Genomic DNA, 22,351 nt, shown 5'->3' with positions numbered 1-22,351 from the left:
GAATTGCTCTGGCCGGGGTAACGCTCAAATAGTCGTAGTTGTCTTCTGGTAAAAGAATGCGGCATCCAGCAGTTGGCGAGTATAGTCCGCCCCTGGTGAACGGAATATGTCGGCCGCGTTTCCGTACTCTACAATCCGGCCATGCTGCAGCACCAGTAGCTTATGGCTGAGGGCTCTTACAACGGCCAGATCGTGACTGATAAAGATATAGCTTAGACCATAACGGGCCTGGATATCCCTCAGCAGTTCAATCACCTGCTTCTGGACGGTGCGATCAAGCGCCGACGTTGGCTCGTCGAGGATGATCAGGTCCGGTTGCAGCACCAGTGCCCGGGCGATAGCGATGCGCTGGCGCTGGCCTCCGGAGAATTCATGGGGGTAGCGATGCCGTGCCTCCGGGTCCAGGCCAACATCGGTGAGCGCCCGGATCACTTTCTGATCATGTTCGCTGGCGTTTTCCCGGTCATGAATTTCCAGGCCCTCGCGGACAATTTCGGCAACCGACATTCTCGGGCTGAGGCTGCCGAACGGATCCTGGAACACAATCTGAACCCGGCGGCGCCAGGGCCGGAATGCCTTCTGGTCAAGAAACGCCAGTTCTTCTCCTGCCAGGCGGATACTGCCGGTACTGGCTGTCAGTTTGAGCAGGGCATGGCCAATGGTAGTCTTGCCGCTGCCGCTTTCGCCAACAATACCGAGGGTTTCTCCGCGGTTCAGTTCAAAACCGGCATTCTGGACTGCATGGAAGGATTCCTTCACCTTGCCAAACAGGTTACGCCGGATCGGAAAGCGGACATCCAACTGATCGACGGTCAGCAGAACCTCGGCATTGTGGCCAAGAGCCAGGGGCGCTTCCGGGGGCTCGGCGTCCAGCAGTTTTTTCGTGTAGGGATGCCGGGGTTCTGAAAACAGCGTTGACGTGTCTGCCTCCTCCACCAGCTTGCCATGCTCCATGACCACGACACGATCCGCATAGCGACGCACAATGGTCAGATCGTGGGTGATCAGCAGAACGGCCATGCCCAGCTTTTTCTGTAAATCCCGGAGCAATTCCAGAACCTGCTGCTGGACGGTAACGTCCAGAGCGGTGGTCGGCTCATCGGCAATCAGCAGGTCTGGCTCATTGGCCAGTGCCATGGCGATCATTACCCGTTGTTTCTGGCCTCCGGATAACTGGTGCGGATAGGCCCCTAGCTTGCTTTCCGGGTTCTGGATGCCAACCAGTTCGAGCAGCTCCAGAGAGCGCGCCCGGGCCTGTGGCCCGCGCATCCCCTTGTGGAGCTCGAGGGTCTCGCCGATCTGCTTCTCTACCTTGTGCAGCGGATTGAGGGAGGTCATTGGCTCCTGGAAGATCATGCCTATTTCGCGCCCGCGGATCTGGCGAATCCGTTTTTCGCTGGCGGTGAGCAGGTTCTCTCCCCGGTAGAGGATTTGCCCTTCCGGATAGCTGACGTGCCGCTTGTCGAGTAGCCTGAGTATCGAGAGCGCCGAGATGGACTTACCGGACCCGCTTTCACCCACCAGCGCCAGAGTCTCGCCCTCGCGAACGGCCATCGACAGCGAATCGACCGCCACTGGCCCCTGGTCGAACCGGATGGAAAGATCGGAAATCTGGAGCAGTTGGGTCATATCAGCTCTTCCTCGGATCAAAGGCATCGCGGACAGCTTCGCCGACGAACACCAGCAGGGTGAGCATCAGCGACAGGGACACGAATGCGGAAATGCCGAGCCAGGGTGCATGGAGATTGGCCTTGCCCTGGGCGATCAGCTCGCCGAGGGAGGGGGAGCCTGAGGGAAGGCCAAAACCCAGGAAATCGAGGGAGGTCAATCCGGTAATGGCGCCGGTGAGGATGAATGGCAAAAAGGTCAGGGTGGCCACCATGGCATTGGGCAGGATATGCCGGAACATGATCTTGCGATTGTCCAGGCCAAGGGCCCTGGCCGCCTTGACGTACTCGAAATTACGGGCCCGCAGGAATTCCGCTCGCACCACATCCACCAGTCCCATCCAGCTGAACAGCAGCATGATCCCCAGCAGCCACCAGAAATTCGGCTGCACAATACTGGAAAGAATGATCAGCAGATAAAGAACCGGAAGGCCGGACCAGATTTCGATAAAGCGCTGGCCTATCAGGTCGACCTTGCCGCCGTAATAGCCCTGGATGGCGCCGACAACCACGCCGACAATGCAACTGGCGAAGGTCAGGGTAAGGCCAAAGAGTACGGAAATCCGGAAGCCATAGATTACCCGGGCCGCGACATCCCTGCCCTGGTCGTCGGTTCCCAGCCAGTTCACCGCGCTGGGCGGAGCCGGCGAGGGGACCTCCAGGTCGTAATTGATGGTGTTGTAGCTGAATGGGATGGGTGGCCATAGTATCCAGCCGTTTTCCTTGATCTGTTGTTCGATGAACGGATCCCGGTAGTTGGTTTCGGTGGGCAGAAAGCCTCCGAAGGTTACCTCGGGCACCGATTCGACCACCGGAAAATACAGTTCCCCCTGGTAAGAGACAATCAGGGGGGAATCGTTGGCGATCACCTCGGCCATCAGGGACAGGCCGAAGAGTGCGAGAAAAATCCAGAGTGACCAGAAGCCCCGGCGATTTTTCCTGAAGTTTCTGAGACGCCTTTGCTGGATGGGTGTCAGGGCCCTGAAGCTCACGCGCCCTCCCGGCTTTCGAAATCGATACGCGGGTCCACCAGCACATAGGTGATGTCGCTGACCAGTTTCAGGATCAGCCCCATCAGGGTGAAGATGTACAGTGTGCCAAAGATGACCGGGTAATCCCGGTTCAGGGCAGCTTCAAAGCCCAGAAGCCCCAGTCCGTCGAGGGAAAAGATCACTTCAATCAGGAGTGAGCCCGTGAAGAACAGGGCAACCAGAACGCCAGGCAGGCTGGCGATGACAATCAGCATCGCGTTCCGGAATACGTGGCCGTAGAGTACCTCTTTGTCACTCAAACCCTTGGCTCTGGCGGTTACCACGTACTGTTTTCCGATCTCATCCAGGAAGGAATTTTTGGTGAGCAGGGTCAGCGTGGCGAAACCGCCTATTACGTTGGCGGTTACCGGCAGGGCGAGGTGCCAGAAGTAATCGCCGACCTTCTGGTACCAGGTCAGCTCTTCGAAGTTCGAGGAGGTAAGCCCCCTCAGCGGGAACCAGTCAAAATAACTGCCCCCGGCAAACAGGACAATCAGCAGGATCGCAAACAGGAAGCCCGGTATGGCGTAGCCCACTACGATGGCAGAGCTGGTCCAGACATCAAACCGGGAGCCGTCGCTGACCGCTTTTCGGATACCCAGAGGAATGGAAATAAAATAAATGATCAGGGTCGACCAGAGCCCGAGCGAGATGGAGACGGGCATTTTGTCCAGGATCAGATCGATAACACTCTGTTCGCGGAAAAAGGAATCGCCGAAGTTGAACGTGGCGTAGTCTCCGAGCATCTTGAGAAACCGTTCGTGGGCTGGCTTGTCGAAGCCGTACATCACTTCCAGTTCTTTCAGAAGCTCTTCGGGAATGCCCCGGGACCCCCGGGTGTCACCGGACGAGCTGGCAACCTCGCCTTCGGTGCCGCCGCCTGATGCCCTGGACAGGGCACTTCCGCCATGGCCTTCCATTTCGGCAATGAGCTGCTCAATCGGTCCGCCCGGTGCGGCCTGTACGATCACAAAATTGAGCAGCATGATGCCGATCAGCGTGGGGATGATCAGCGCCAAACGCCGGAGTATATAGATGCCCATCGAGCGGCGGATTCCTCAGGGCTTTGCCCACCAGTTGTTGAGGTCTATGCCGTTTTTTGGAGTCTCTGCAGGACGCTGAAGGAAGTTCCAGTAGGCCACGCGATCCTTGGTCAGATGCCATTGGGGGATCACGTAGTGGCCATTAAGCAGAACGCGGTCAAGGGCTCTTGTCCGGTACACCAGTTCTTCACGGTCCGGGGCCTGGATGACCATCTCGACCAGTGCGTCGACAACGGGGTCGCTGACGCCCATGTAATTGCGCGAGCCTTTGGCATCCGCGTTTGACGAGTGCCAGTAGCCTCGCTGTTCATTGCCCGGTGAATCGGACTGGGGAATCACCTGGGTGATCATGTCGTAGTCGAACTCCCGCAGCCGCTGCACATACTGGTTGCTGTCCACCAGACGAACGGACACGTCAATACCGAGCCGGGCCAGGTTGTTCTTGAAAGGCAGAACCACCCGCTCAAAGCTCTGCTGGAATAGCAGGATTTCGAAGGCCAGAGGCCGGCCGGTCTCTTTGTGTACCATTTGGCCGTCGCGAATCTCATACCCTGCTTTTCTCAGCAATTCCAGGGCGGTTCTCAGGTTCTCGCGCAAACCATACTCGCCTTCTGTTGATGGCGGTACATACGTTTCGGTGAAGACATCCTTATCGAGCTTGTTGCGGAACGGCTCCAGTATTTCCAGTTCACGGCCTTGCGGCAGACCGGAGGACGCCAGTTCGCTATTTTCAAAGTAGCTGTCGGTACGGGTGTACTGGCCGTAAAACAGGTTCTTGTTGGCCCATTGAAAATCGAATGCATAGGCCAGGGCTTCACGGACCATCGGGTCGGCAAATACTTCCCGGCGGGTGTTGTAAGCGAAACCCTGCATGCCGGTGGGGCGGTGGTGTTCGATCGCCTCTTTTATAATCGTGCCGTTCTGGAACTTCTCGCCAGTGTATGCAGTCGCCCAGTTCTTGGCGGATGACTCCAGGCGGAAGTCAAAATTACCCGCCTTGAAGGCCTGCAGGGCAACAGTGTCGTCGGTGTAATAGTCGTAGGTTATCTTGTCGAAATTGAACCGGCCCTTGCGGACTCCCAGATCCTGTGCCCAGTAATCCTTGACCCGGTCATAGGTAATGGAACGGCCCGCCTCAAAGCTTCCAATGCGGTAGGGGCCGCTGCCCAGCGGCGGGGTCAGGCCGTTTTCTCCGAATTCCCGGTCTTTCCAGTAGTGCGCGGGCAGGATCGGCATCTGCCCCAGTATCAACGGTAGTTCGCGGTTACTGGTTTCATTGAAATCGAAGCGAATCCGGCGCGGGCCTTCAACGGTTACTTTGCTGACGTCCGAGTAGTAATTCCGGAAAAAGGGATGCCCCTTGGTGGTCAGGGTCTCGAAGGAAAACTTTACGTCTTCGGCGGTAATCGGTTCACCATCGTGAAAACGGGCTTGCTCCCTGAGGTTGAACACCACATAGCTGCGGTCGTCGGGAGTCTCCAGGGATTCTGCGATCAGACCATAGGCCGAAAACGGTTCGTCATCCGACGGCGCAAGCAAGGTGTCGTAAAGGTATTCACTGATTCCGGCCGCGGCAATGCCACGGATGTCGAAGGGGTTGAAGGAATCGAAACCGTTCGCGACCACCGCCATTTTCAGGCTGCCGCCCTTGGGTGCATCCGGATTGACGTAGTCAAAGTGGCTGAATCCGGCCGGGTATTTCGGCTCCCCGTGCATGGCAATGCCATGCATCGGTTCCAGAGATTCCGCCGCGGAAACCGGACAGGAAGCCGCTATGGCCAAAAGTGCCAGTGCAGAAAAGACAGACGTAAGGGCAGAGGCTTTCCGTATTCTTGTCATGAGTCTCGCAGGTCAGGGACTGTTTCGGATATCAACGTAGAGTACCAGACTTTGTCCGGGTTGCAGATAACGTGAGGTGTTCAGGTCGTTCCAGCTTGCGATGTCACTCACATTCACCGAGAAGCGGTTGGCAATGCGAGCGAGGGAGTCCCCTTTTCGAACCCGGTAGCCTACCTTTCTGACCATCTCATCGGAGCGCGCGCTGTTGGCGGCCAGCAGGGTCGGCTGGCGGGTCTTGGACCAGATGACAAGTTCCTTGCCCGGCATCAGAGGATCGCCCGGGGCCATGCCGTTCCAGCGCGCAACCTGCCGTACGGATACCCGGTGCTCCCTGGCGATGTCCCAGAAAGTATCACCCTTGCGCACGGTATACCGGACCTTGTTGCCGTCCCGCTCCCTGGACTGCTTGCGCTGCAGTCTCTGGGAAGCGCTGAGGGCATAGGCCTCACTGCCCTTGGAGGCGGAAGGAATCAGCAGGCGCTCACCAATCCGGATCAGATCACTGTTCAGGTTATTGACCTCCTGAAGCACGGCGGGTGTTGTTGCAAATTTGTGGGAGATGGAGTTCAGGCTGTCCCCGGACTTCACGATATAATTGCGCCATGAGACCCGGCTTTTGGGCGGTATGCTGGCCAGGGCAGTGCGGAAGGTCTCGGCATTTTCAACCGGAACCAGCAGGCGGTGCGGCCCGGCGGGAGACGTGGCCCAACGGTTGTACGAGGGATTCAGCAAGTAGATTTCATCAATATCCACACCGGCCATGTCGGCTGCCTGGGCAAGATCCAGTTGTGAGCCGGTTTTGACGATCTCGAAATAGGGTTCATCCTCCAGCGCCGGTAATGTGATGCCATAGGCTTTCGGGTTATCGAAGATCTTCGCCAGGGCGATCAGCTTCGGTACATAGTGGCGGGTTTCCCGCGGTAGCTGCAGGGACCAGAAATCGGTGGGTTTATTGTCGTTGCGGTTATGGCGCATCGCGCTGGAAACCGTGCCACCGCCGCTATTATAGGCGGCCAGTGCCAGTGTGTAGTTGCCGTCAAACCGGTTTGCCAGGCGTTCAAGGTAGGTGAGCGCTGCATCGGTAGCTGCTACCACATCCCGGCGCTCATCGTGCCACCAGCTCTGGGTCAGCCCGAAATATTTCGCGGTTGAGGGAATGAACTGCCAGAGACCCGCGGCCCGACCATGGGAGTAGGCAAATGGATCAAATGCGCTCTCAACAATGGGGAGCAGGGCAAATTCCGCAGGCAGCCCACGTTTCTCTGTCTGGCTCAGGATGTAATACAGGTAGCGGCTGCCGCGCTCGACCACCCGATTGATATAACCTGGATGGCTGGTGTACCAGTCCAGTTGGTCCCGGACCCGTTCATTGTCAACGTCATGGTTCAGTGCAAATCCGGATCGGAGCCTGGACCAGAGATCATTGTCAACCAACTTCGCCTCAGGCGGTTCCTGTACCGGATTGTCCAGTTTGTCGCGGGCATTCTGCGCGGCCACCTTGAGCTCGGGCGCTATCGCTTCATCCAGCGGTTCATTGTGGGCAGCGTCACCCTTCGTTCCGGATACCACGGATTGCTTCAGGCCGTCGTCGCCCGCCGCGACTGTGACTTGTTCGGAGTTGAGGGGGCTTTCCCGAGCCTGGCCATCCAGAACACTGCACCCGCTGAGAAGGGCTCCACTGATAAACAAAAACGACAATCGTCTGACCGACATACAGGACATCCGGTTCAAGGTTGGTGCCGGGTTCCATGTCTGGAAGCCCGGCATGTTAAATAGTTTCATAACATACGGTCACAAAGTTGCAACGATTCTATGGCCCCGCTTTTCAGGGGGTCAAGAACCCGCTCGTTACGTCAATGAGAGGATTTGTTAATTGCGTACACGCTGGCGTCAGAAGTTGTCCTTGCCATGGCGGATGGCGGCGAATATGGCATCGTCCGAATCGGCCGGTAGCCCATGGCCGGCACAATACGACCTGGCAGCATCTATCACCGCAGGGTCGTCCCAGCGCAGAAACGGGTTCAGTCGCCTTTCATCAGCGAGAACCGAGGGCACCGTGGGTTGTTCAGCCTTGCGTGCCGTTTGGCATTGTTCCTCGAATTCTTTCAGCCCCTGGTCTTCAGGGAGCCAGTTACGGGCAAACCGAAGGTTGGCCAGCGTGTATTCATGGGCGCAATAGACAGCGGTTCTGCCCGGCAGCGCCCGAAGGGTTTGCAGGGATTGGCGCATCTGGGCCGGCGAACCCTCGAACAGTCGGCCGCACCCGCAGACAAACAGCGTGTCGCCACAGAACAGAACGGGCCTGCCGTCAACTTCCACATCGGTAAAGTAGGCGATGTGATCGAGCGTATGGCCGGGAACACCAAGCACCTGGAAGGTTATATCCTCCCAGATTACTTCATCGCCCGGGTGCACCTTATTGGTACTGCCCTGGAACGGCGAGTCTGCCGGCCCGGTCACCCGGCAGTCAGGGAAGGCAGACTGGAGTTCCTTGACCCCGCCGACATGATCGGGGTGATGGTGAGTGACCAGAATGGTATCCAGAGTCAGATGGTGCTCGGCCAGGTAGTCCAGAACCGGTTGCGCCTGGCCCGGATCCACGATCAGCGCTTTGCCACGGGAGGTATCGGACAGACACCAGATATAGTTGTCACTGAACGCAGGAATGACGGAAATGGTCAGCATAGAGCCCCACATGTGCTTATCGAATGTGACTGATATGATAGAGCATTAAATTCAAGGCCCCAACCACAGGTTCGGCCTTCAGGGAGTGGTGCAACGGTGAGTAATTCCGACGCAGTTGATTTTTCGGGCAGGCATGAAAGCTTCGAGCGCTGGTTCCAGACGCCTCTGGGGAGGGCACTGCTCGCGGATCAACGGCGGTTTGTCGATGCCGAGTTGCAGCACTTGACCGGAGCGAGGCAACTTCATGTTGGCGTGAGCCATCGGCTTCCGCTTGCGACCGGCACCGACTTTACCCAGCGAGTCATGACAACTCCCCGGTGGAATTCTCACATACCGGAGGGCGTAGCCGTTTGCGACGCCGATGAACTGGCGTTCCCCGGCGATTCCATGGATCTGGTGGTGCTTCATCATACCGCCGACTTTTCACCCTTTCCCCACGAGGTTATCCGGGAGGCGGCGCGGGTGCTGAGGGGGGAGGGCACGATGGTTCTCATCGGGTTCAACCCGCTCAGTTTATGGGGCCTCCGGAAGCTCCTGTCCCGCAGCCATGAAGGACCCTGGGGTGGCCGTTTTCTGTTGCGGGGGCGCATGGAAGACTGGCTGCACCTGCTGGGTTTCAATGTTGAGGCATCGGTAACACGGTTTTTCAGAACGCCCCTGCAGCGCAGTGGCCGCAAGGCCGTTAGCCGCTTTGACAGGCGGCTTTCCGCAAAGCGACTCCTGCCAGTGGGCGCCTATTACTGTATCCTTGCGAAAAAACGGGTGCCTGCCCGGCTTCCACGGCGGCCGGTCTGGCGCAAGAGCAAAGTCATTGCTCTACCGGGGACGGGGACTGTCGGCGCTTCCCGGGGCTGCAGCCGAAACTGAATACTGCTTCACAAAGTACAATGACCCATTGATTGACTGATCCAGGAGTACGAATGGCTGGCAAGGTAATCCTCTACACCGATGGCGCCTGCAAGGGCAACCCGGGGCCCGGCGGTTGGGGTGTTGTATTGCGTTATGGTGATCGCCGGAAAACGCTTCATGGTGGCGAGGCCGACACGACCAACAACCGTATGGAACTGATGGCGGCCATCCGCGGTCTGGAAGCGCTCAAGCGCCCCTGTGAGGTGGAGCTCTATACCGATTCGCAGTATGTCCGAAAGGGCATAACGGAATGGATGGCGGGCTGGAAACGTAATGGCTGGAAAACCTCGGCCAGAAAACCGGTGAAAAACGAAGACCTCTGGCGCGAACTGGACGCGGAAGTCGCAAAACACCGGGTAAACTGGCACTGGGTCAAAGGGCATTCCGGTGTTCCTGATAATGAGCTGGCGGATGAACTTGCCAACCGCGGCGTCGACGAACTGGCTAATGCCTGATTCCCTGATCAACAGACTGCAGATAACCGGGTACAGTGAATGAGACAGATTGTTCTGGATACCGAAACCACGGGCATCGACCCGGCCGAAGGCCACAGGATCATAGAGATCGGCTGTGTCGAACTGATGGAGCGCCAGCTCACCGGGCGTAACTATCATGTCTACATTAACCCGGACCGCGAGGTGGAAGCGGAAGCCATCACCATTCACGGTATTACCAATGAGTTCCTCGCCGACAAGCCTAAATTTGCCGAGATTGCCGACGAGTTCTTCGAGTTTATCAAGGGCGCTGAACTGGTCATCCATAATGCCGCGTTTGACGTCGGCTTTATGGATGCGGAATTCGCCCGCCTCAAGCCGGTGCGAAAAACCTCGGAGCATTGCGGTGTTGTCGACTCCCTGGCCATAGCCCGGGCCCGACATCCGGGCCAGAAAAATAACCTGGACGCCCTGTGCAAGCGCTACGGTGTCGATAACAGCAACCGGGAGCTCCACGGGGCGTTGCTGGATGCCGAGATTCTGGCCGATGTCTATCTGCTGCTAACCGGCGGCCAGACAGCGCTTTCCCTGGACGCCAACGCGGACAGCGGTGGCGGGGCCAGTGGGATCCGCCGGCTTCCGGCCGATCGCAAACCGCTGGCGGTGGTTCGGGCTTCGGAAGCGGAAAATGACGCCCATCGGAAATTCATGTCTTTGTTGGAAAAACAGGCCGGTGAAACCGTCTGGGGCAAACTCGAAAGCGCGGAGTGAGAACTGGGTCTGGCTGTACTAAATGTTACATTCCGCCTTTCTTGAGCTACTTGAGTTTTGTGTTATAAGTAATGATAAGTTCGCCAGTTTTTTGCGATCTTGCTTTGGCCGGAAAGGGTTGAACCGGCTCACAACAAAAAGGCCTGGTTCGTCATTGTCGGGCCAGCGTCTACCAAAGAGGATGCGGTAGTCTCCGCAAAGTTAACGGGAAGCGTTTATGGTTCAGTCGTCTCTCGCGACGAAATCGCAGTCGTTTGATCTGGTCAAAAGTGAAATAGAACAGACCATCAAGCAGGCAGAGTCCAGCCTTGAACGCTTCCAGGAGAACCGCGAAAGGGGTGAGGATCTCCAGAACTGTGTTGATTTCATCAACCAGTTGCGGGGTATTTTCATTCTTGTGGAGTTGCGTGGTGGCACGCTGTTGTGCCAGGAAGCGGTGACCATGGCCAACGATGTCCCCGTTGGCGCCAATGACGACAAGAACATCCTCCTGACCACCCTGAACAGCGCGCTGTTTATCCTGCGCCGTTATGTGGAGTACTACCACCAGCAGCGGGAAGATCATCCCGAACTGCTCTTGCCGGTGATTAACGAGCTCCGTGAAGCCCGCAAGGAAAAACCCTATCCCGAGTCCTGTTTCTTTGATGTTGATGTAAAGGAAAAGCCGGATTTTTGCGCCGGCCTTGCCATCGAACCCTTTACCGGTGATGAAGCCGAGTACGAAATCCTGGCCCGGCGTATGCGCCTGACCTTTCAGGTTGCGCTTTTGGGAATGCTCCGTGAGCGCAACGATGCGGTCAACAAAAAGCTGATCGGTCGCGCCTCGCGGGGTTTTGCCCGCCTCTGCCAGGGCGCCCCGATGGGTCAGATGTGGTGCCTGGTGGGCCTTGTGACCGATACCATGCTTGATCGGGCCATGGCTATCACCAAAGCCCGCAAGCGTATGTTCATGCGAATCGAGAAGTACGCGCGGGAAGTGGTTTATGTCGGCAAGGTTGCGACCACCAAGGACGCACCGGATTCACTGATCCGGGATCTGGTCTACCTGCTTTACCGCAGTGGTTCCGGCAATCCGGAGGTCACCCGGGTGTTATCTGCCTACCGGCTCGCGCCGGCGGACTACCCGGATGCCATGCTCGAGGCCCACGCCCGTCGGCTTTATGGTCCCGGTACCGACGTGCTCAAATCCCTGTCGGAAGCTTTGCAGGATGAGCTGAACCAGTTGAAAGACAAACTGGACATCATCGAGCGCGGAATTGAACCAGATCTCGCCGAACTGTCGTCGATTGCCGATGCGCTTGAGCGTCTTGCCAATACTCTGGTGATGCTTGATCTGAACAAGCTGGCGGCTATTTCACGGGAGGAGGCCGGCAAACTGCGGCGCTGGGAGGAAGAATCCCGCCTTCCGGATGATGAGGAACTCTACCGTCTTGCCGATTCGGTCCTGGGTATCGAGGACGCGGTGATGCAGATTGTTACCCGCGGCATTACCTCCGAGACCGACGCCCTGGCCAGCGGCGAACGAAAGCGAGAAGAGTCCGTGTATCTGAGGGAAGCGCTTTACGTGGTTGCTGATGAAGCCCGTGGCGCACTGACCCTGGCAAAACGGGCGATAACGGCTTTTATTGAATCCGACTACGACAAGCTTCATCTCGCCAACCTGCCGGCAACGCTCCACAGTATCTGGGGCGGCTTACAAATGGTGGACGATCCCGGCGCAGCCAGCGTTCTTGAGCGGGTTGCCGCCTCCATTCAGGAACGCCTGCTGGATGCCAGGGAGGCACCGGCCGAACAGGTTCTGGAAGCGCTGGCGGATGCGCTGACTTCCCTTGAATACTATATAGAAAGCATTGGCAAGAGTGAGGATCGCAACCTTGACCTGCTGAAACTTGCCCAATCGTCGCTGGACGACGTAGGCCTGTAATCCCATGTCTTATGGGTTCGCAAGCATCCTGCTGGCCGTGACCGGTGGCGTGCTTGTGATTGCGGGCCTTCTGTTTTTCCGGCACCCCCGGTGGTTGCTTGGCTGGCTGATAGGCACGGCGGTTTTCGGGGTGATACTGGCGGGTCTTTATGCCCTGGTGATTGCAAAAAACCTGGCGAGCTACCAGTCCCTGGAGGGCATACCAACCGTTGCCACCATTTCCACCCAACGTCAGACCGAGCAGATCTGGCGGGTAACCCTTGAGACCGAAGACGGTCGTGTCGAAGAGCGCACGCTCCGGGGCGACCAGTGGCAGGTTGATGTCCGGATGAGCCGCTTTTCCGGCCCTCTTGGCTGGCTCGGCATCTCACCGGCTTATCGGCTTGATAGCCTGAGTGGCCGTTATACCTCCCTGGAGCAGTCGCGCACGGCGCCGCAGACCGAAATCAGTCTTGCCCCGAACAGCCGGCTGGATCTGTGGCAACTGGACCGCCAGCTCCATCTCCCGTTTGTGGAGGGCGTCTCCGGAAAGGTAGCATTCATGCCCATGCGTGACGGCGCCACCTTCAAGTTGCGGCTTTCGGCCGCCGGGCTGGTAGCGGTTCCCGCCAATGACCAGGCGAGGGCGGCAGTCCAGTTATGGGATCAGTAACCGATTCCGGGCATAAAAAAACCCGCGCGATGCGCAGGTTTCTCTGACGTCATTCCGGGCAATCAGCCCATTCTGAACAGTTCGCCAAGCTTGGTCGCCAGCATCATGTCGCCTTCAGCGCGCAGCTGACCAGCCATGAACGCCTGCATGCCGTCGGTTTCTCCAGAAACGATACCCTGCAGGGTTTCGGAGCTCATGATCAGGGTAACGGAGGGGTCGTCATGGGCGCCCTCGTGCATCTTGCAGGTGCCGTCGTTAATGACCAGGTGATAGGTTTTGTCGTCTTCGATGTCGAACTGGAAAACCAGGTCGAGGCCCTGCGCTGCGTCTGCGTTGAAATTCTGTTCGAGCTTTTCAAATACCTGAGCTACGGACATTGTTTTACCCTTTCTGATGAGTGTCTTGTCAAGATGACGGCGGCTTGATGCCCCTGGCTCTACCAGCCTGTTCGGGTGCCCGGGTGAGCCGGCCTCGCAATCCGACTTTATGGTGAGTGGTGGGTTCTGTCAAGCTCGATCGAACGCTTGTTTTAATTTTTTTGCTCTCCTTATCACCATAAATTCGGTAAGTTACACTCTTGTCTTTGCACTATCAGTTGGAGATACACTTTGGAGTTCCTGACAGAATACGGTTTGTTTCTGGCCAAGGCCGTAACCTTAGTAGTGGCGGTCCTGGTTGTGATCATTGTTATTATTTCCGCGGCCCAGAAGGAGCGGGGCGACCAAGAAGGCGAGGGAGAGCTCAAGATTCGGAAACTCAATGAAAAGTACCGCAAACTGAGCGAGTCCATTCAGGCCAGACTGATGTCCGATCACGAGCGCAAAGCGTTCGAGAAGGCCCGCAAAAAAGCGCAGAAGGCCGAGAAAAAGGCGAATAAGGCCAAAAAGAAGGGCGATGATGAGAACGCGCCCGCCCGTGGCCGGATTTACGTGCTGGATTTCGACGGCGACATCAAGGCGAGTGACACAGACCCCCTGCGCCGCGCCATTACCGCCGTCCTGAGCGTCGCCGACCCGGAAAAGGATGAGGTTGTCATTCGCCTGGAGAGCGGTGGTGGCCTGGTTCACTCCTACGGCCTTGCGGCGGCCCAGCTTGACCGCATCCGCACCAAAGGTGTTCGTCTGACCGCCTGCGTCGACAAGGTTGCCGCCAGCGGCGGTTACATGATGGCCTGTGTCGCCGATAGAATCGTTGCCTCACCGTTCGCGATACTGGGGTCCATTGGCGTGGTTGCCCAGTTGCCCAATTTCCACCGCTTCCTGCAGAAAAACGACGTCGACTTTGAAGTGCTGACCGCGGGCGAACACAAGCGGACCATGACCATCTTTGGCGAGAATACCGAGAAAGGCCGCCAGAAGTTCCTCGAAGACCTCGAAGACACCCATGTGCTGTTCAAGGAATATGTCGGCGAACGCCGGCCGGACCTGGACATTGCGGCGGTCGCCAACGGCGACATCTGGTTTGGTAAACGGGCCCTGGAGGTGAAGCTGATCGACGAGATCAAAACCTCCGACGAATATCTCATTGAAGCCTGCGACCGGGCAGACGTAGTCTCTGTGGCATACCAGCGAAAACGGACCCTCCCGGAAAAGCTCGGGCTGGCCACCAGTGCAGCGCTTGAACACACCGTCTGGAAAGTGCTCGGTGCTTTTCGCAACCAGAAATTCCAGTAGCTTACCGAAAACGGGGAATAGCCATGACAACCAACACCGAATTCAAAGCCTGGCGTGTTGAAGAACAGAACGGCGAGTACACCGGAGCAGAGAAAACCCTGAGCACCGCCGAGCTTCCCGAAGGCGAGGTGCTCATCCGTGTCAGCCATTCCTCCCTGAACTACAAGGATGCCCTCTCGGCATCCGGCAACAAGGGCGTAACCCGCTCCTTTCCTCACACCCCCGGCATCGACGCCGCCGGAGAAGTGGTGGAATCCGCCACCGGCACGCCCTCGACAGGCAGCCAGGTCATCGTCACTGGCTATGACCTGGGCATGAACACCGATGGAGGTTTTGGCGAATACATCCGGGTACCGGCTGGCTGGTGTGTACCCATGCCCGCTGGCTGGAATGCCCGAACCGCCATGATCTACGGCACCGCCGGCCTGACCGCCGGGCTCTGCGTGCAGAAGCTCCTGACCATGGGCGCCAAGCCGGAGCAGGGCAAGGTTGCGGTTTCGGGCGCCTCTGGTGCTGTCGGCTCTGTTGCTGTCGAACTGCTTTCAAAGCTCGGTTTCGACGTCGTCGCCATCAGCGGCAAAGCCGATCATACAGAGGCCCTCAAAGCCTTGGGCGCGAAAGAAGTCGTAGGCCGCGAAACCCTGGCTGAAGAAAAGAAACCCATGGTTAAACCGGTCTTCGCCAACGCGGTAGATACCGTCGGCGGTGGCCCACTGGCGGAGTTGCTCAAGCAGATCCTGCCAGGTGGCTCAGTATCCTGCTGCGGCCTGGTCGCTGGCCCAGGGCTTCAAACGACCGTACTGCCGTTCATTCTGCGGGGCGTGAATCTGCTTGGCGTGGATTCGGTTGAAATACCGCTGGCGGAGAAGGAAGCGGTCTGGAAGAAGTTCGCCGGCGAATGGGCGTGTCCGAAGACTGAAGTATCAGCGCGTGATATCGGGCGTCGTGAGCTGGATGGGGCGTTAAAGGCGTTCTTGAAAGGGGAGTCTTCCGGGAAGATCGTTTTGGATCATTCGAAGTAACCGATTGAAGCCGGGGTCAGAAGAAAGCTTTCTTCTGACCCCTTTTCATTCGAACTCTAAAGCCAGATTACTAAGAAGCCCGACGCCGGAAGAGCGGAATATCAGTGTCGGTAGCCGCCTGATAGCCCTGGCTGAAGAAGTTCAGGCACTTCTGTGCCTTGGTAATATCCTTGTCAGGGCGAAGCACATAGGCATCAAACCCGCAGCGCTTCATGAACTGCAGCTGGTCCAGCAAGACATCCCCGATAGCCCGCAGCTCATTCACATAACCGAAACGCTCCCGCAGCAACCGCCCAATGCTGTAGCCCCGACCATCGCTGAATTTCGGAAAATTCACCGCAATGACCGGCAGCTCATTGACCCGTCCGTCCAGGATTTCAGGCTCATCGTGGCTGTCGAACCACACGCCGATGTCGGCGCGGCCGGTAAAATGCTCATGGCCGGCCAGCCACAGGTCTGCCGGAATCAGTGCCGGCTGGTCCGCGGGAATATCCAGTGATTCCCCCTCAGCGGGGCGGGGAACCACAACCCAGTTGTCCTGGCGGATGCTGCCATCCGGAGAAATTACCTTAGGCATAGACCCGCTCCTTGAAAGGATCAATTCCAACTCGGCGATAAGTGTCCAGGAAAGTCTCCTCTTCCGTGCGCTTATCCACATACACATCAATGATCTTGGAAATTACTTCGGGCATCTCGTCCCGGGCGAACGACGGCCCCAGGATCTTGCCAATCGAGGCATCATGGTGGGACGAGCCGCCCAGGCTGATCTGATAGAACTCGTCACCCTTCTTGTCGACACCCAGAACCCCGATATTGCCAACATGGTGATGACCGCAGGCGTTCATGCAGCCTGAGATGTTCAGATCAATGTTGCCAAGATCGTACAGGTAATCCAGATTATCGAACTTCCGCTGAATGGCTTCGGCCACCGGGATCGACTTGGCGTTGGCCAGGGCGCAGAAATCACCACCGGGGCAGCAGATAACGTCCGTCAGGGTGTTCAGATTTGCGGTGGCAAACCCCATCGGCGTAATGGCGTGCCAGAGCTCGAGCAACTGATCCTGGCGAACATCGGCCAGCACCACGTTCTGATGGTGAGTTACCCGGATTTCGCCAAAGCTGTATTCATCGGCCAGATCGGCAATCTGCTCCAGTTGTTGGTCCGTCACGTCGCCCGGAGGGGTGCCGGTCTTCTTCAGGGTCAGGTTTACGATGGCGTAGCCTGGCTTCTTGTGGCTGTCCACGTTGTGCGTCAGCCACTGATCAAAGCCCCTGTGCTCGAAACGCTGGGTGGCCAGCAGATCCGTGGCATTGTCGAGTGCGGCGTAGTCCGGCTCGGTGAAGTAGCTTTGGGTACGTTCAATGGCCTCCCGGGTCAGCCGGGTCGGGGAGTCCTTGATGTGCTGCCATTCGGCTTCCACTTTCTCCGCGAAACCCTCCGGTGTCAGCGCCTTTACCAGAATCTTGATGCGCGCCTTGAACTTGTTGTCCCGCCGCCCGTAGCGGTTATAAACCCGAAGCACCGCTTCCAGGTAGGTCAGCAGATCCAGTTCCGGAAGGAACTGGCGAATCACCGGCCCGACCATGGGTGTGCGGCCAAGGCCGCCGCCAACATGAACCCGGAAGCCGAGCTCACCGGCCTCGTTACGGACCATCTGCAAGCCGATATCGTGTACCTGGATGGCCGCCCGGTCGGTATGCTCCGAGGCATTCACCGCCACCTTGAATTTACGGGGCAGGAAGGCAAATTCCGGGTGGAAGGTCGACCACTGGCGAATGATCTCGCAATAGGGTCTCGGGTCTGTGATTTCATCCGCCTGAACCCCGGAAAACTGGTCTGTGGTGGTGTTCCGGATGCAGTTACCACTGGTCTGGTTGGCGTGCATCTCGACTTCCGCCAGTTCTGCCAGAATATCCGGCACATCTTCAAGCGCAGGCCAGTTCAACTGAACGTTCTGGCGGGTGGTGAAGTGAGCATAACCCTTGTCGTAGTCACGGGTTATGCGGGCCAGCCTGCGGAGCTGGTTCGAACGCAGCATGCCGTAGGGAACACAGATCCTCAGCATGGGGGCAAGACGCTGGATGTACAGACCGTTCTGCAGGCGCAGAGGGAGGAACTCGTCTTCAGCCAGTTCGCCGGCCAGAGCCCTTTCGGTCTGGTCACGGAACTGTGCCACCCTCTCGGCAGCGAGTTGCCGATCGTGTTCATCGTATACGTACATAGTGGGAAGATCCTGCTTGAAAGCGTCATATTCAGGCCGGCGGCCTTATATCTTCGGGAGAGGATAACAGCGGGTTTTTATTCTTAAAATGATTATTTCAAAATATGTTTATCGATTCAGGCGATAAGCAGGCAGAACAAAGGACTGGACGGATATCAATTTCCTGCCTAAGTTAAAAGTGTCAGCGTGGCAGTTGCACCTCGCTGATTACTGCGATAACAAGAAAGCGACATTTAACCTGGAAAGAGGAACCGACATGAAGAAGTCTTTGCGATCGGATAGTCAGGCTGATGCCGTTGCTGCCGTCCTGCTGATTTTTCTGGCTGTGACCTTTGCCGTGATCTGGGTTGCCGGCCAATAGAGTTACTGGCCGGCCAGAACCAGGTTTACGATAACAATCAGCCCCACTACAAAGCTGGCTGTGAATAATACGCCGGCGATAATGTAGGGCCAGGGGCTGTGGCCTGAAAAGTCCTCTCTCCGGCGCCTGTCGGACTGAACCCCGAATGCGCCGGCCAGAATGCTCTGCATGACTTTCAGAACACCGGGGCCTTTCGGCTTTTGCTGTTCTTTCCTTTCTGCCCCAGACGACTCTGCCATAGTGCTGCCCCTCTTGCTTCCCTGAAACCTGGCATCAGCCGGAGCTGGCGATTACTCCGCCGGATCGTACGCCAGGCTTGGCGCCAGCCAGCGTTCCGCTTCAGCCTTGGAAATGCCTTTGCGTTCAGCATAGTCCTCAACCTGGTCAGCGCCAATTTTCCCGACTGCGAAATATTTCGACTCCGGGTGGGCAAAGTACCAGCCGGACACCGCGGCCGTCGGGAACATGGCAAAGTGCTCGGTCAGTTCGATGCCCGCCTTGTCAGTGGCGTCGAGCAGGCTGAACAGCGTGGCTTTCTCGGTGTGATCCGGACAGGCAGGGTAGCCCGGGGCGGGGCGAATACCCCGGTACCGTTCTTTGATAAGGTCGGCACTGCCCAGTTGCTCGTCGGCGGCGTAACCCCAAAACTCCTGCCGGACCCGCTCGTGCATGCGCTCGGCAAAGGCTTCAGCCAGCCGGTCGGCCAGGGCCTTGACCATGATGGCGTTGTAGTCGTCGTTGGCGTCTTTGAATTCCACGGAGAATTCCTCGGCGCCCACGCCGGTGGTTACGGCGAATCCGCCCACATAGTCACAGGTATCGGACCCCTCGGGGGCAACGAAATCGGACAGCGCCATCATCGGTTTGCCCGGCGCCTTGTCGTCCTGCTGACGAAGATGGTGCAGGGTGGTCAGCTCGTCAGAGCGGGACTCATCCTTATACAACACGATATCGTCGCCGCGCCGGTTCGCCGGCCAGAAACCTATAACGCCGCGGGCGGATACCCGCTTTTCGTCGATCATCCGGCGGAGAATCGCCTGGGCATCGTCAAACAGTTGCCGTGCCGCCTCGCCACGCTTGGGATCATCGAAGATTGCAGGGTATTTGCCCGCGATATCCCAGGATATGAAAAACGGCGTCCAGTCGATGTAATCGACCAGTTCGTTGAGGTCATATTGCTCAAATACCCGGATGCCGGTGAAGGTCGGCTTCGGCGGCTTATAGCCCTCAAAACTGATATCCGGCGCCCGATCCCGGGCTTCCTTCAGGGAGACCAGCTTGGTGCGGTCACCCCGGTTTTTCCGGCGCTCGCGAATCTCGTCGTATTCTTTGCGGGCGGCGCTCACGAGGTCCGGCTTGGCCGTCTTGCTGAGCAACTGGGACGCGACATTCACACAGCGGGAGGCGTCCGAAACATACAGGGCAATGTCATTTCGGTACTGGGGCTCAATCTTGACGGCGGTATGGGCCTTGGACGTGGTCGCGCCACCAATCATCAGCGGAATATTGAAGTCCAGGCGCTGCATCTCCCGGGCCACGTGGACCATTTCATCCAGGGATGGGGTGATCAGCCCACTCAGGCCAATGATGTCGACATCATGTTCCTTTGCCGCTGCCAGGATCTTGTCGCAGGGCACCATGACGCCAAGATCGATGACCTCGTAGTTGTTGCACTGAAGCACCACGCCCACGATGTTCTTGCCGATGTCGTGCACATCGCCTTTCACCGTGGCCATGAGGATCTTGCCCTTGGCTTTCTGGTCCTCGGTTTTCTCGGCCTCAATATAGGGAATCAGATGCGCCACCGCCTGCTTCATGACCCGGGCACTCTTGACCACCTGGGGCAGGAACATCTTGCCATCGCCGAACAGGTCGCCGACCACGTTCATGCCATCCATCAGCGGCCCTTCAATCACCTCGATGGGATGTGCGGCCCTCAGACGGCAGGCTTCGGTGTCATCAACGATGTAGGTTGTAATGCCCTTGACCAGCGCGTGCTCGAGGCGCTTTTCAACCGGCCATTCACGCCAGGCGAGATCCTCCTCCTGGGTCTTGCCGCCTTTGCCCTTGTAGCGTTCGGCGATTTCCAGCAGGCGATCGGTGCCGTCATCCCGGCGGTTCAGGACAACGTCCTCAACCAGTTCCTTGAGCTCCGGGTCGATCTCATCGTAAATCACCAACTGGCCGGGGTTCACGATGCCCATGTTCATGCCGGCCTTGATGGCGTGGTACAGGAACACGGAATGAATGGCCTCCCGCACCACGTCATTGCCGCGGAACGAGAAGGACACGTTGCTCACGCCACCTGAGATCGAGGCGTAGGGCAGGTTCTTGCGAATCCAGCGGGTGGCGTTGATAAAGTCCACCGCGTAGTTGTTGTGCTCCTCAATGCCGGTGGCAATGGCAAAGATGTTCGGGTCGAAAATGATGTCGCCCGGGTTGAAGCCGATGCCGATCAGAACCTCGTAGGAGCGTTTGCAGATTTCGGTCTTTCGCTCGTAGGTATCGGCCTGGCCCTGTTCATCGAAGGCCATGACCACAACAGCGGCGCCATAGCGCATGCAGTCCCTGGCGCGCTTGATAAATTCCTCTTCGCCTTCCTTGAGGCTGATGGAATTCACCACGGCCTTGCCCTGGATGCAGCGCAGACCCGCCTCGATGACGTCCCACTTGGAGGAATCGATCATGATGGGCACGCGGGAGATGTCCGGCTCGGACGCCACCAGGTTCAGGAAGGTGACCATCACCTCCTTCGACTCCAGCATGCCCTCATCCATATTGATATCGATAATCTGGGCGCCGTTCTCAACCTGGTCCCGGGCAACGCTCAGGGCTTCCTCGTACTGCTCTTCCTTGATCAGCCGGAGGAAACGCTTGGAACCGGTGACGTTGGTGCGCTCACCTACGTTGATAAACAGAACGTTGTCGTCGCCGGTGAACGGCTCGAGGCCGGACAGGCGCAGGGCCTTGGGGCGCTCGGGGATCTTCCGGGGCGGGTATTTGGCGACCGCCTTGGCGACGGCTTCAATATGGTCCGGACGGGAACCGCAGCAGCCACCAATGATGTTCAGGAAGCCGTCCCGGGCAAAGCCTTCGATGATTTCCGCCATTTCTTCCGGGGTCTGATCGTATTCGCCAAACTCATTGGGAAGGCCGGCGTTCGGGTGGGCGCTGACATAGGTTTCGGCCTTGGCGGAGAGCTCTTCTACATAGGGACGAAGGGCGTCTGCACCCAGCGCGCAGTTCAGGCCGACGGAGATGGGTCTGGCGTGGGCCACGGAGTTCCAGAACGCTTCGGTGGTCTGGCCGGAGAGGGTCCGGCCGGAGGCATCGGTAATGGTGCCTGAAATCATGATGGGCAGGGTGGTGCCGCTGTCTTCAAAGTACTGCTGGGTGGCGTAGATCGCAGCCTTGGCGTTCAGAGTGTCGAAGATGGTCTCGATCAGAATCAGATCACAGCCACCTTCAACCAGGCCTTCCACCGCCTCATAGTAGTTATCCACCAGAGTCTGGAAATCGACGTTGCGGTACCCGGGGTTGTTCACATCCGGCGAAATGGATGCCGTACGCGACGTCGGGCCAACGGCACCGGCCACGAACCGGGGCTTATCCGGGGTTTTTGCGGTGTATTCATCCGCGATCTGCCGGGCCAGTTGCGCCGCGGCCACGTTCAGCTCTTTGGCAATCTCTTCCAGGCCGTAATCCGCCTGTGAGAGCCGGGTGGAGTTGAACGTATTGGTTTCGATAATGTCCGCGCCGGCATCCAGGTAATCCGCATGAATATTACGGAGCAGGGCAGGCTGGGTAAGATTGAGCAGGTCGTTGTTGCCCTGGACTTCCCGCTCATAGTCGGCAAACCGATCACCCCGGAAGGCTTTCTCGTCCAGCTTCAGGTTCTGGATCATGGTCCCCATTCCGCCATCAAGAATCACAATGCGTTCCTGCAGGGCCTTGTGGAGCTGGTCGAGACGGGTGGTGCGATCAGTCATAGGATAACTTCCGGGTATCGTTAATAACGCTGTATTGATGTCAATGGCGCGGGATCATAGCAAAAATGGCTGAACTCGTCTTAATACGAATGACCATTATCAAGTGCCTTGCCTGAAATGCGCCGTCAT

18 protein-coding genes are annotated in these 22,351 nt (G+C 57.7%); 7 read left to right on the top strand and 11 right to left on the bottom strand.

The annotated features are described in order from the left end of the window. Positions 1–24: 24 nt before the first annotated feature. The 6 genes from msub_RS03415 to gloB form a co-directional block, all read right to left on the bottom strand. Positions 25–1,629, bottom strand: a complete 1,605-nt coding sequence (locus msub_RS03415; RefSeq protein WP_048494710.1) for an ABC transporter ATP-binding protein — start codon at positions 1,627–1,629, stop codon at positions 25–27. Between the two features lies 1 nt (position 1,630). Continuing rightward, positions 1,631–2,659, bottom strand: a complete 1,029-nt coding sequence (locus msub_RS03410; protein WP_048494709.1) for an ABC transporter permease — start codon at positions 2,657–2,659, stop codon at positions 1,631–1,633. Further along, on the bottom strand, positions 2,656–3,741 hold the full coding sequence (locus msub_RS03405) for a microcin C ABC transporter permease YejB (protein WP_048494708.1): 1,086 nt from the start codon (positions 3,739–3,741) through the stop codon (positions 2,656–2,658). The genes msub_RS03410 and msub_RS03405 overlap by 4 nt, the downstream gene beginning before the upstream one ends. Positions 3,742–3,756: 15 nt before the next feature. Next, a complete protein-coding gene (locus tag msub_RS03400; RefSeq protein WP_048494707.1) occupies positions 3,757–5,580 on the bottom strand; it encodes an extracellular solute-binding protein in 1,824 nt (607 codons plus the stop codon). Between the two features lie 12 nt (positions 5,581–5,592). After that, positions 5,593–7,293 carry a lytic transglycosylase gene (locus tag msub_RS03395; protein ID WP_048494706.1) on the bottom strand — a complete coding sequence of 567 codons (1,701 nt, stop codon included), beginning with the start codon at positions 7,291–7,293 and terminating at the stop codon, positions 5,593–5,595. Positions 7,294–7,470: 177 nt separating this feature from the next. Continuing rightward, complete coding sequence (gene gloB / locus msub_RS03390; RefSeq protein WP_048494705.1) at positions 7,471–8,265, bottom strand: hydroxyacylglutathione hydrolase; 795 nt, start codon at positions 8,263–8,265, stop codon at positions 7,471–7,473. A 96-nt stretch (positions 8,266–8,361) separates the two neighbouring features. On the opposite strand from gloB, the gene msub_RS03385 reads away from it, so the two are divergent. From msub_RS03385 to msub_RS03365, 5 genes are all read left to right on the top strand, one after another. Further along, complete coding sequence (locus tag msub_RS03385; protein ID WP_048494704.1) at positions 8,362–9,132, top strand: class I SAM-dependent methyltransferase; 771 nt, start codon at positions 8,362–8,364, stop codon at positions 9,130–9,132. A 53-nt stretch (positions 9,133–9,185) separates the two neighbouring features. After that, a complete protein-coding gene (rnhA, locus tag msub_RS03380) occupies positions 9,186–9,629 on the top strand; it encodes a ribonuclease HI (RefSeq protein WP_048494703.1) in 444 nt (147 codons plus the stop codon). A 39-nt stretch (positions 9,630–9,668) separates the two neighbouring features. Next, positions 9,669–10,379: a DNA polymerase III subunit epsilon gene (gene dnaQ, locus msub_RS03375; RefSeq protein WP_048494702.1), complete on the top strand. Its 711-nt coding sequence runs from the start codon at positions 9,669–9,671 to the stop codon at positions 10,377–10,379. 217 nt (positions 10,380–10,596) lie between these two features. Next, positions 10,597–12,303, top strand: a complete 1,707-nt coding sequence (locus msub_RS03370) for a hypothetical protein (protein ID WP_048494701.1) — start codon at positions 10,597–10,599, stop codon at positions 12,301–12,303. Between the two features lie 4 nt (positions 12,304–12,307). Further along, entirely contained in the window at positions 12,308–12,955 is a 648-nt protein-coding gene (locus msub_RS03365; protein WP_048494700.1) for a multidrug transporter, read from the top strand. A 62-nt stretch (positions 12,956–13,017) separates the two neighbouring features. Here the strand turns inward: msub_RS03365 and msub_RS03360 are convergent, their stop codons facing one another. Beyond that, complete coding sequence (locus tag msub_RS03360) at positions 13,018–13,332, bottom strand: SCP2 sterol-binding domain-containing protein (RefSeq protein WP_048494699.1); 315 nt, start codon at positions 13,330–13,332, stop codon at positions 13,018–13,020. A gap of 231 nt (positions 13,333–13,563) precedes the next feature. Between msub_RS03360 and sohB the strand changes: the two genes are divergently transcribed. Next, positions 13,564–14,628 carry a protease SohB gene (sohB, locus tag msub_RS03355; RefSeq protein WP_048494698.1) on the top strand — a complete coding sequence of 355 codons (1,065 nt, stop codon included), beginning with the start codon at positions 13,564–13,566 and terminating at the stop codon, positions 14,626–14,628. Positions 14,629–14,651: 23 nt separating this feature from the next. After that, positions 14,652–15,650 (top strand): YhdH/YhfP family quinone oxidoreductase, encoded by a 999-nt coding sequence (locus msub_RS03350; protein ID WP_048494697.1) that lies wholly within the window; start codon positions 14,652–14,654, stop codon positions 15,648–15,650. A 70-nt stretch (positions 15,651–15,720) separates the two neighbouring features. Here msub_RS03350 and msub_RS03345 read toward each other — a convergent pair whose 3' ends face one another. The 4 genes from msub_RS03345 to metH form a co-directional block, all read right to left on the bottom strand. Next, positions 15,721–16,227 carry a DUF934 domain-containing protein gene (locus tag msub_RS03345; protein WP_048494696.1) on the bottom strand — a complete coding sequence of 169 codons (507 nt, stop codon included), beginning with the start codon at positions 16,225–16,227 and terminating at the stop codon, positions 15,721–15,723. Further along, positions 16,220–17,872, bottom strand: a complete 1,653-nt coding sequence (locus tag msub_RS03340) for a nitrite/sulfite reductase (RefSeq protein WP_048494695.1) — start codon at positions 17,870–17,872, stop codon at positions 16,220–16,222. Before msub_RS03340 ends, msub_RS03345 begins: the two co-directional genes overlap by 8 nt. Before the next feature lie 363 nt (positions 17,873–18,235). Next, a complete protein-coding gene (locus msub_RS03335) occupies positions 18,236–18,472 on the bottom strand; it encodes a DUF2970 domain-containing protein (protein ID WP_048494694.1) in 237 nt (78 codons plus the stop codon). A gap of 51 nt (positions 18,473–18,523) precedes the next feature. Next, a complete protein-coding gene (gene metH / locus msub_RS03330) occupies positions 18,524–22,222 on the bottom strand; it encodes a methionine synthase (RefSeq protein WP_048494693.1) in 3,699 nt (1,232 codons plus the stop codon). Positions 22,223–22,351: the final 129 nt, after the last annotated feature.

Origin of the sequence: Marinobacter subterrani, from assembly GCF_001045555.1 — a bacterium.
Classification (GTDB): Bacteria; Pseudomonadota; Gammaproteobacteria; order Pseudomonadales; family Oleiphilaceae; genus Marinobacter; species Marinobacter subterrani.
Note: the sequence above shows the minus strand (reverse complement) of the source record. Positions and strands in the feature narration are given on the sequence as shown.

What these genes read in the sequence shown, in the direction of transcription:
- msub_RS03415 (WP_048494710.1), bottom strand. Translation starts at nt 1,629, where the DNA reads ATGACCCAACTGCTCCAGATTTCCGATCTTTCCATCCGGTTCGACCAG.
- msub_RS03405 (WP_048494708.1), bottom strand. Translation starts at nt 3,741, where the DNA reads ATGGGCATCTATATACTCCGGCGTTTGGCGCTGATCATCCCCACGCTG.
- msub_RS03400 (WP_048494707.1), bottom strand. Translation starts at nt 5,580, where the DNA reads ATGACAAGAATACGGAAAGCCTCTGCCCTTACGTCTGTCTTTTCTGCA.
- msub_RS03395 (WP_048494706.1), bottom strand. Translation starts at nt 7,293, where the DNA reads ATGTCGGTCAGACGATTGTCGTTTTTGTTTATCAGTGGAGCCCTTCTC.
- gloB (WP_048494705.1), bottom strand. Translation starts at nt 8,265, where the DNA reads ATGCTGACCATTTCCGTCATTCCTGCGTTCAGTGACAACTATATCTGG.
- rnhA (WP_048494703.1), top strand. Translation starts at nt 9,186, where the DNA reads ATGGCTGGCAAGGTAATCCTCTACACCGATGGCGCCTGCAAGGGCAAC.
- dnaQ (WP_048494702.1), top strand. Translation starts at nt 9,669, where the DNA reads ATGAGACAGATTGTTCTGGATACCGAAACCACGGGCATCGACCCGGCC.
- msub_RS03370 (WP_048494701.1), top strand. Translation starts at nt 10,597, where the DNA reads ATGGTTCAGTCGTCTCTCGCGACGAAATCGCAGTCGTTTGATCTGGTC.
- msub_RS03365 (WP_048494700.1), top strand. Translation starts at nt 12,308, where the DNA reads ATGTCTTATGGGTTCGCAAGCATCCTGCTGGCCGTGACCGGTGGCGTG.
- msub_RS03360 (WP_048494699.1), bottom strand. Translation starts at nt 13,332, where the DNA reads ATGTCCGTAGCTCAGGTATTTGAAAAGCTCGAACAGAATTTCAACGCA.
- msub_RS03350 (WP_048494697.1), top strand. Translation starts at nt 14,652, where the DNA reads ATGACAACCAACACCGAATTCAAAGCCTGGCGTGTTGAAGAACAGAAC.
- msub_RS03345 (WP_048494696.1), bottom strand. Translation starts at nt 16,227, where the DNA reads ATGCCTAAGGTAATTTCTCCGGATGGCAGCATCCGCCAGGACAACTGG.
- msub_RS03340 (WP_048494695.1), bottom strand. Translation starts at nt 17,872, where the DNA reads ATGTACGTATACGATGAACACGATCGGCAACTCGCTGCCGAGAGGGTG.
- msub_RS03335 (WP_048494694.1), bottom strand. Translation starts at nt 18,472, where the DNA reads ATGGCAGAGTCGTCTGGGGCAGAAAGGAAAGAACAGCAAAAGCCGAAA.
- metH (WP_048494693.1), bottom strand. Translation starts at nt 22,222, where the DNA reads ATGACTGATCGCACCACCCGTCTCGACCAGCTCCACAAGGCCCTGCAG.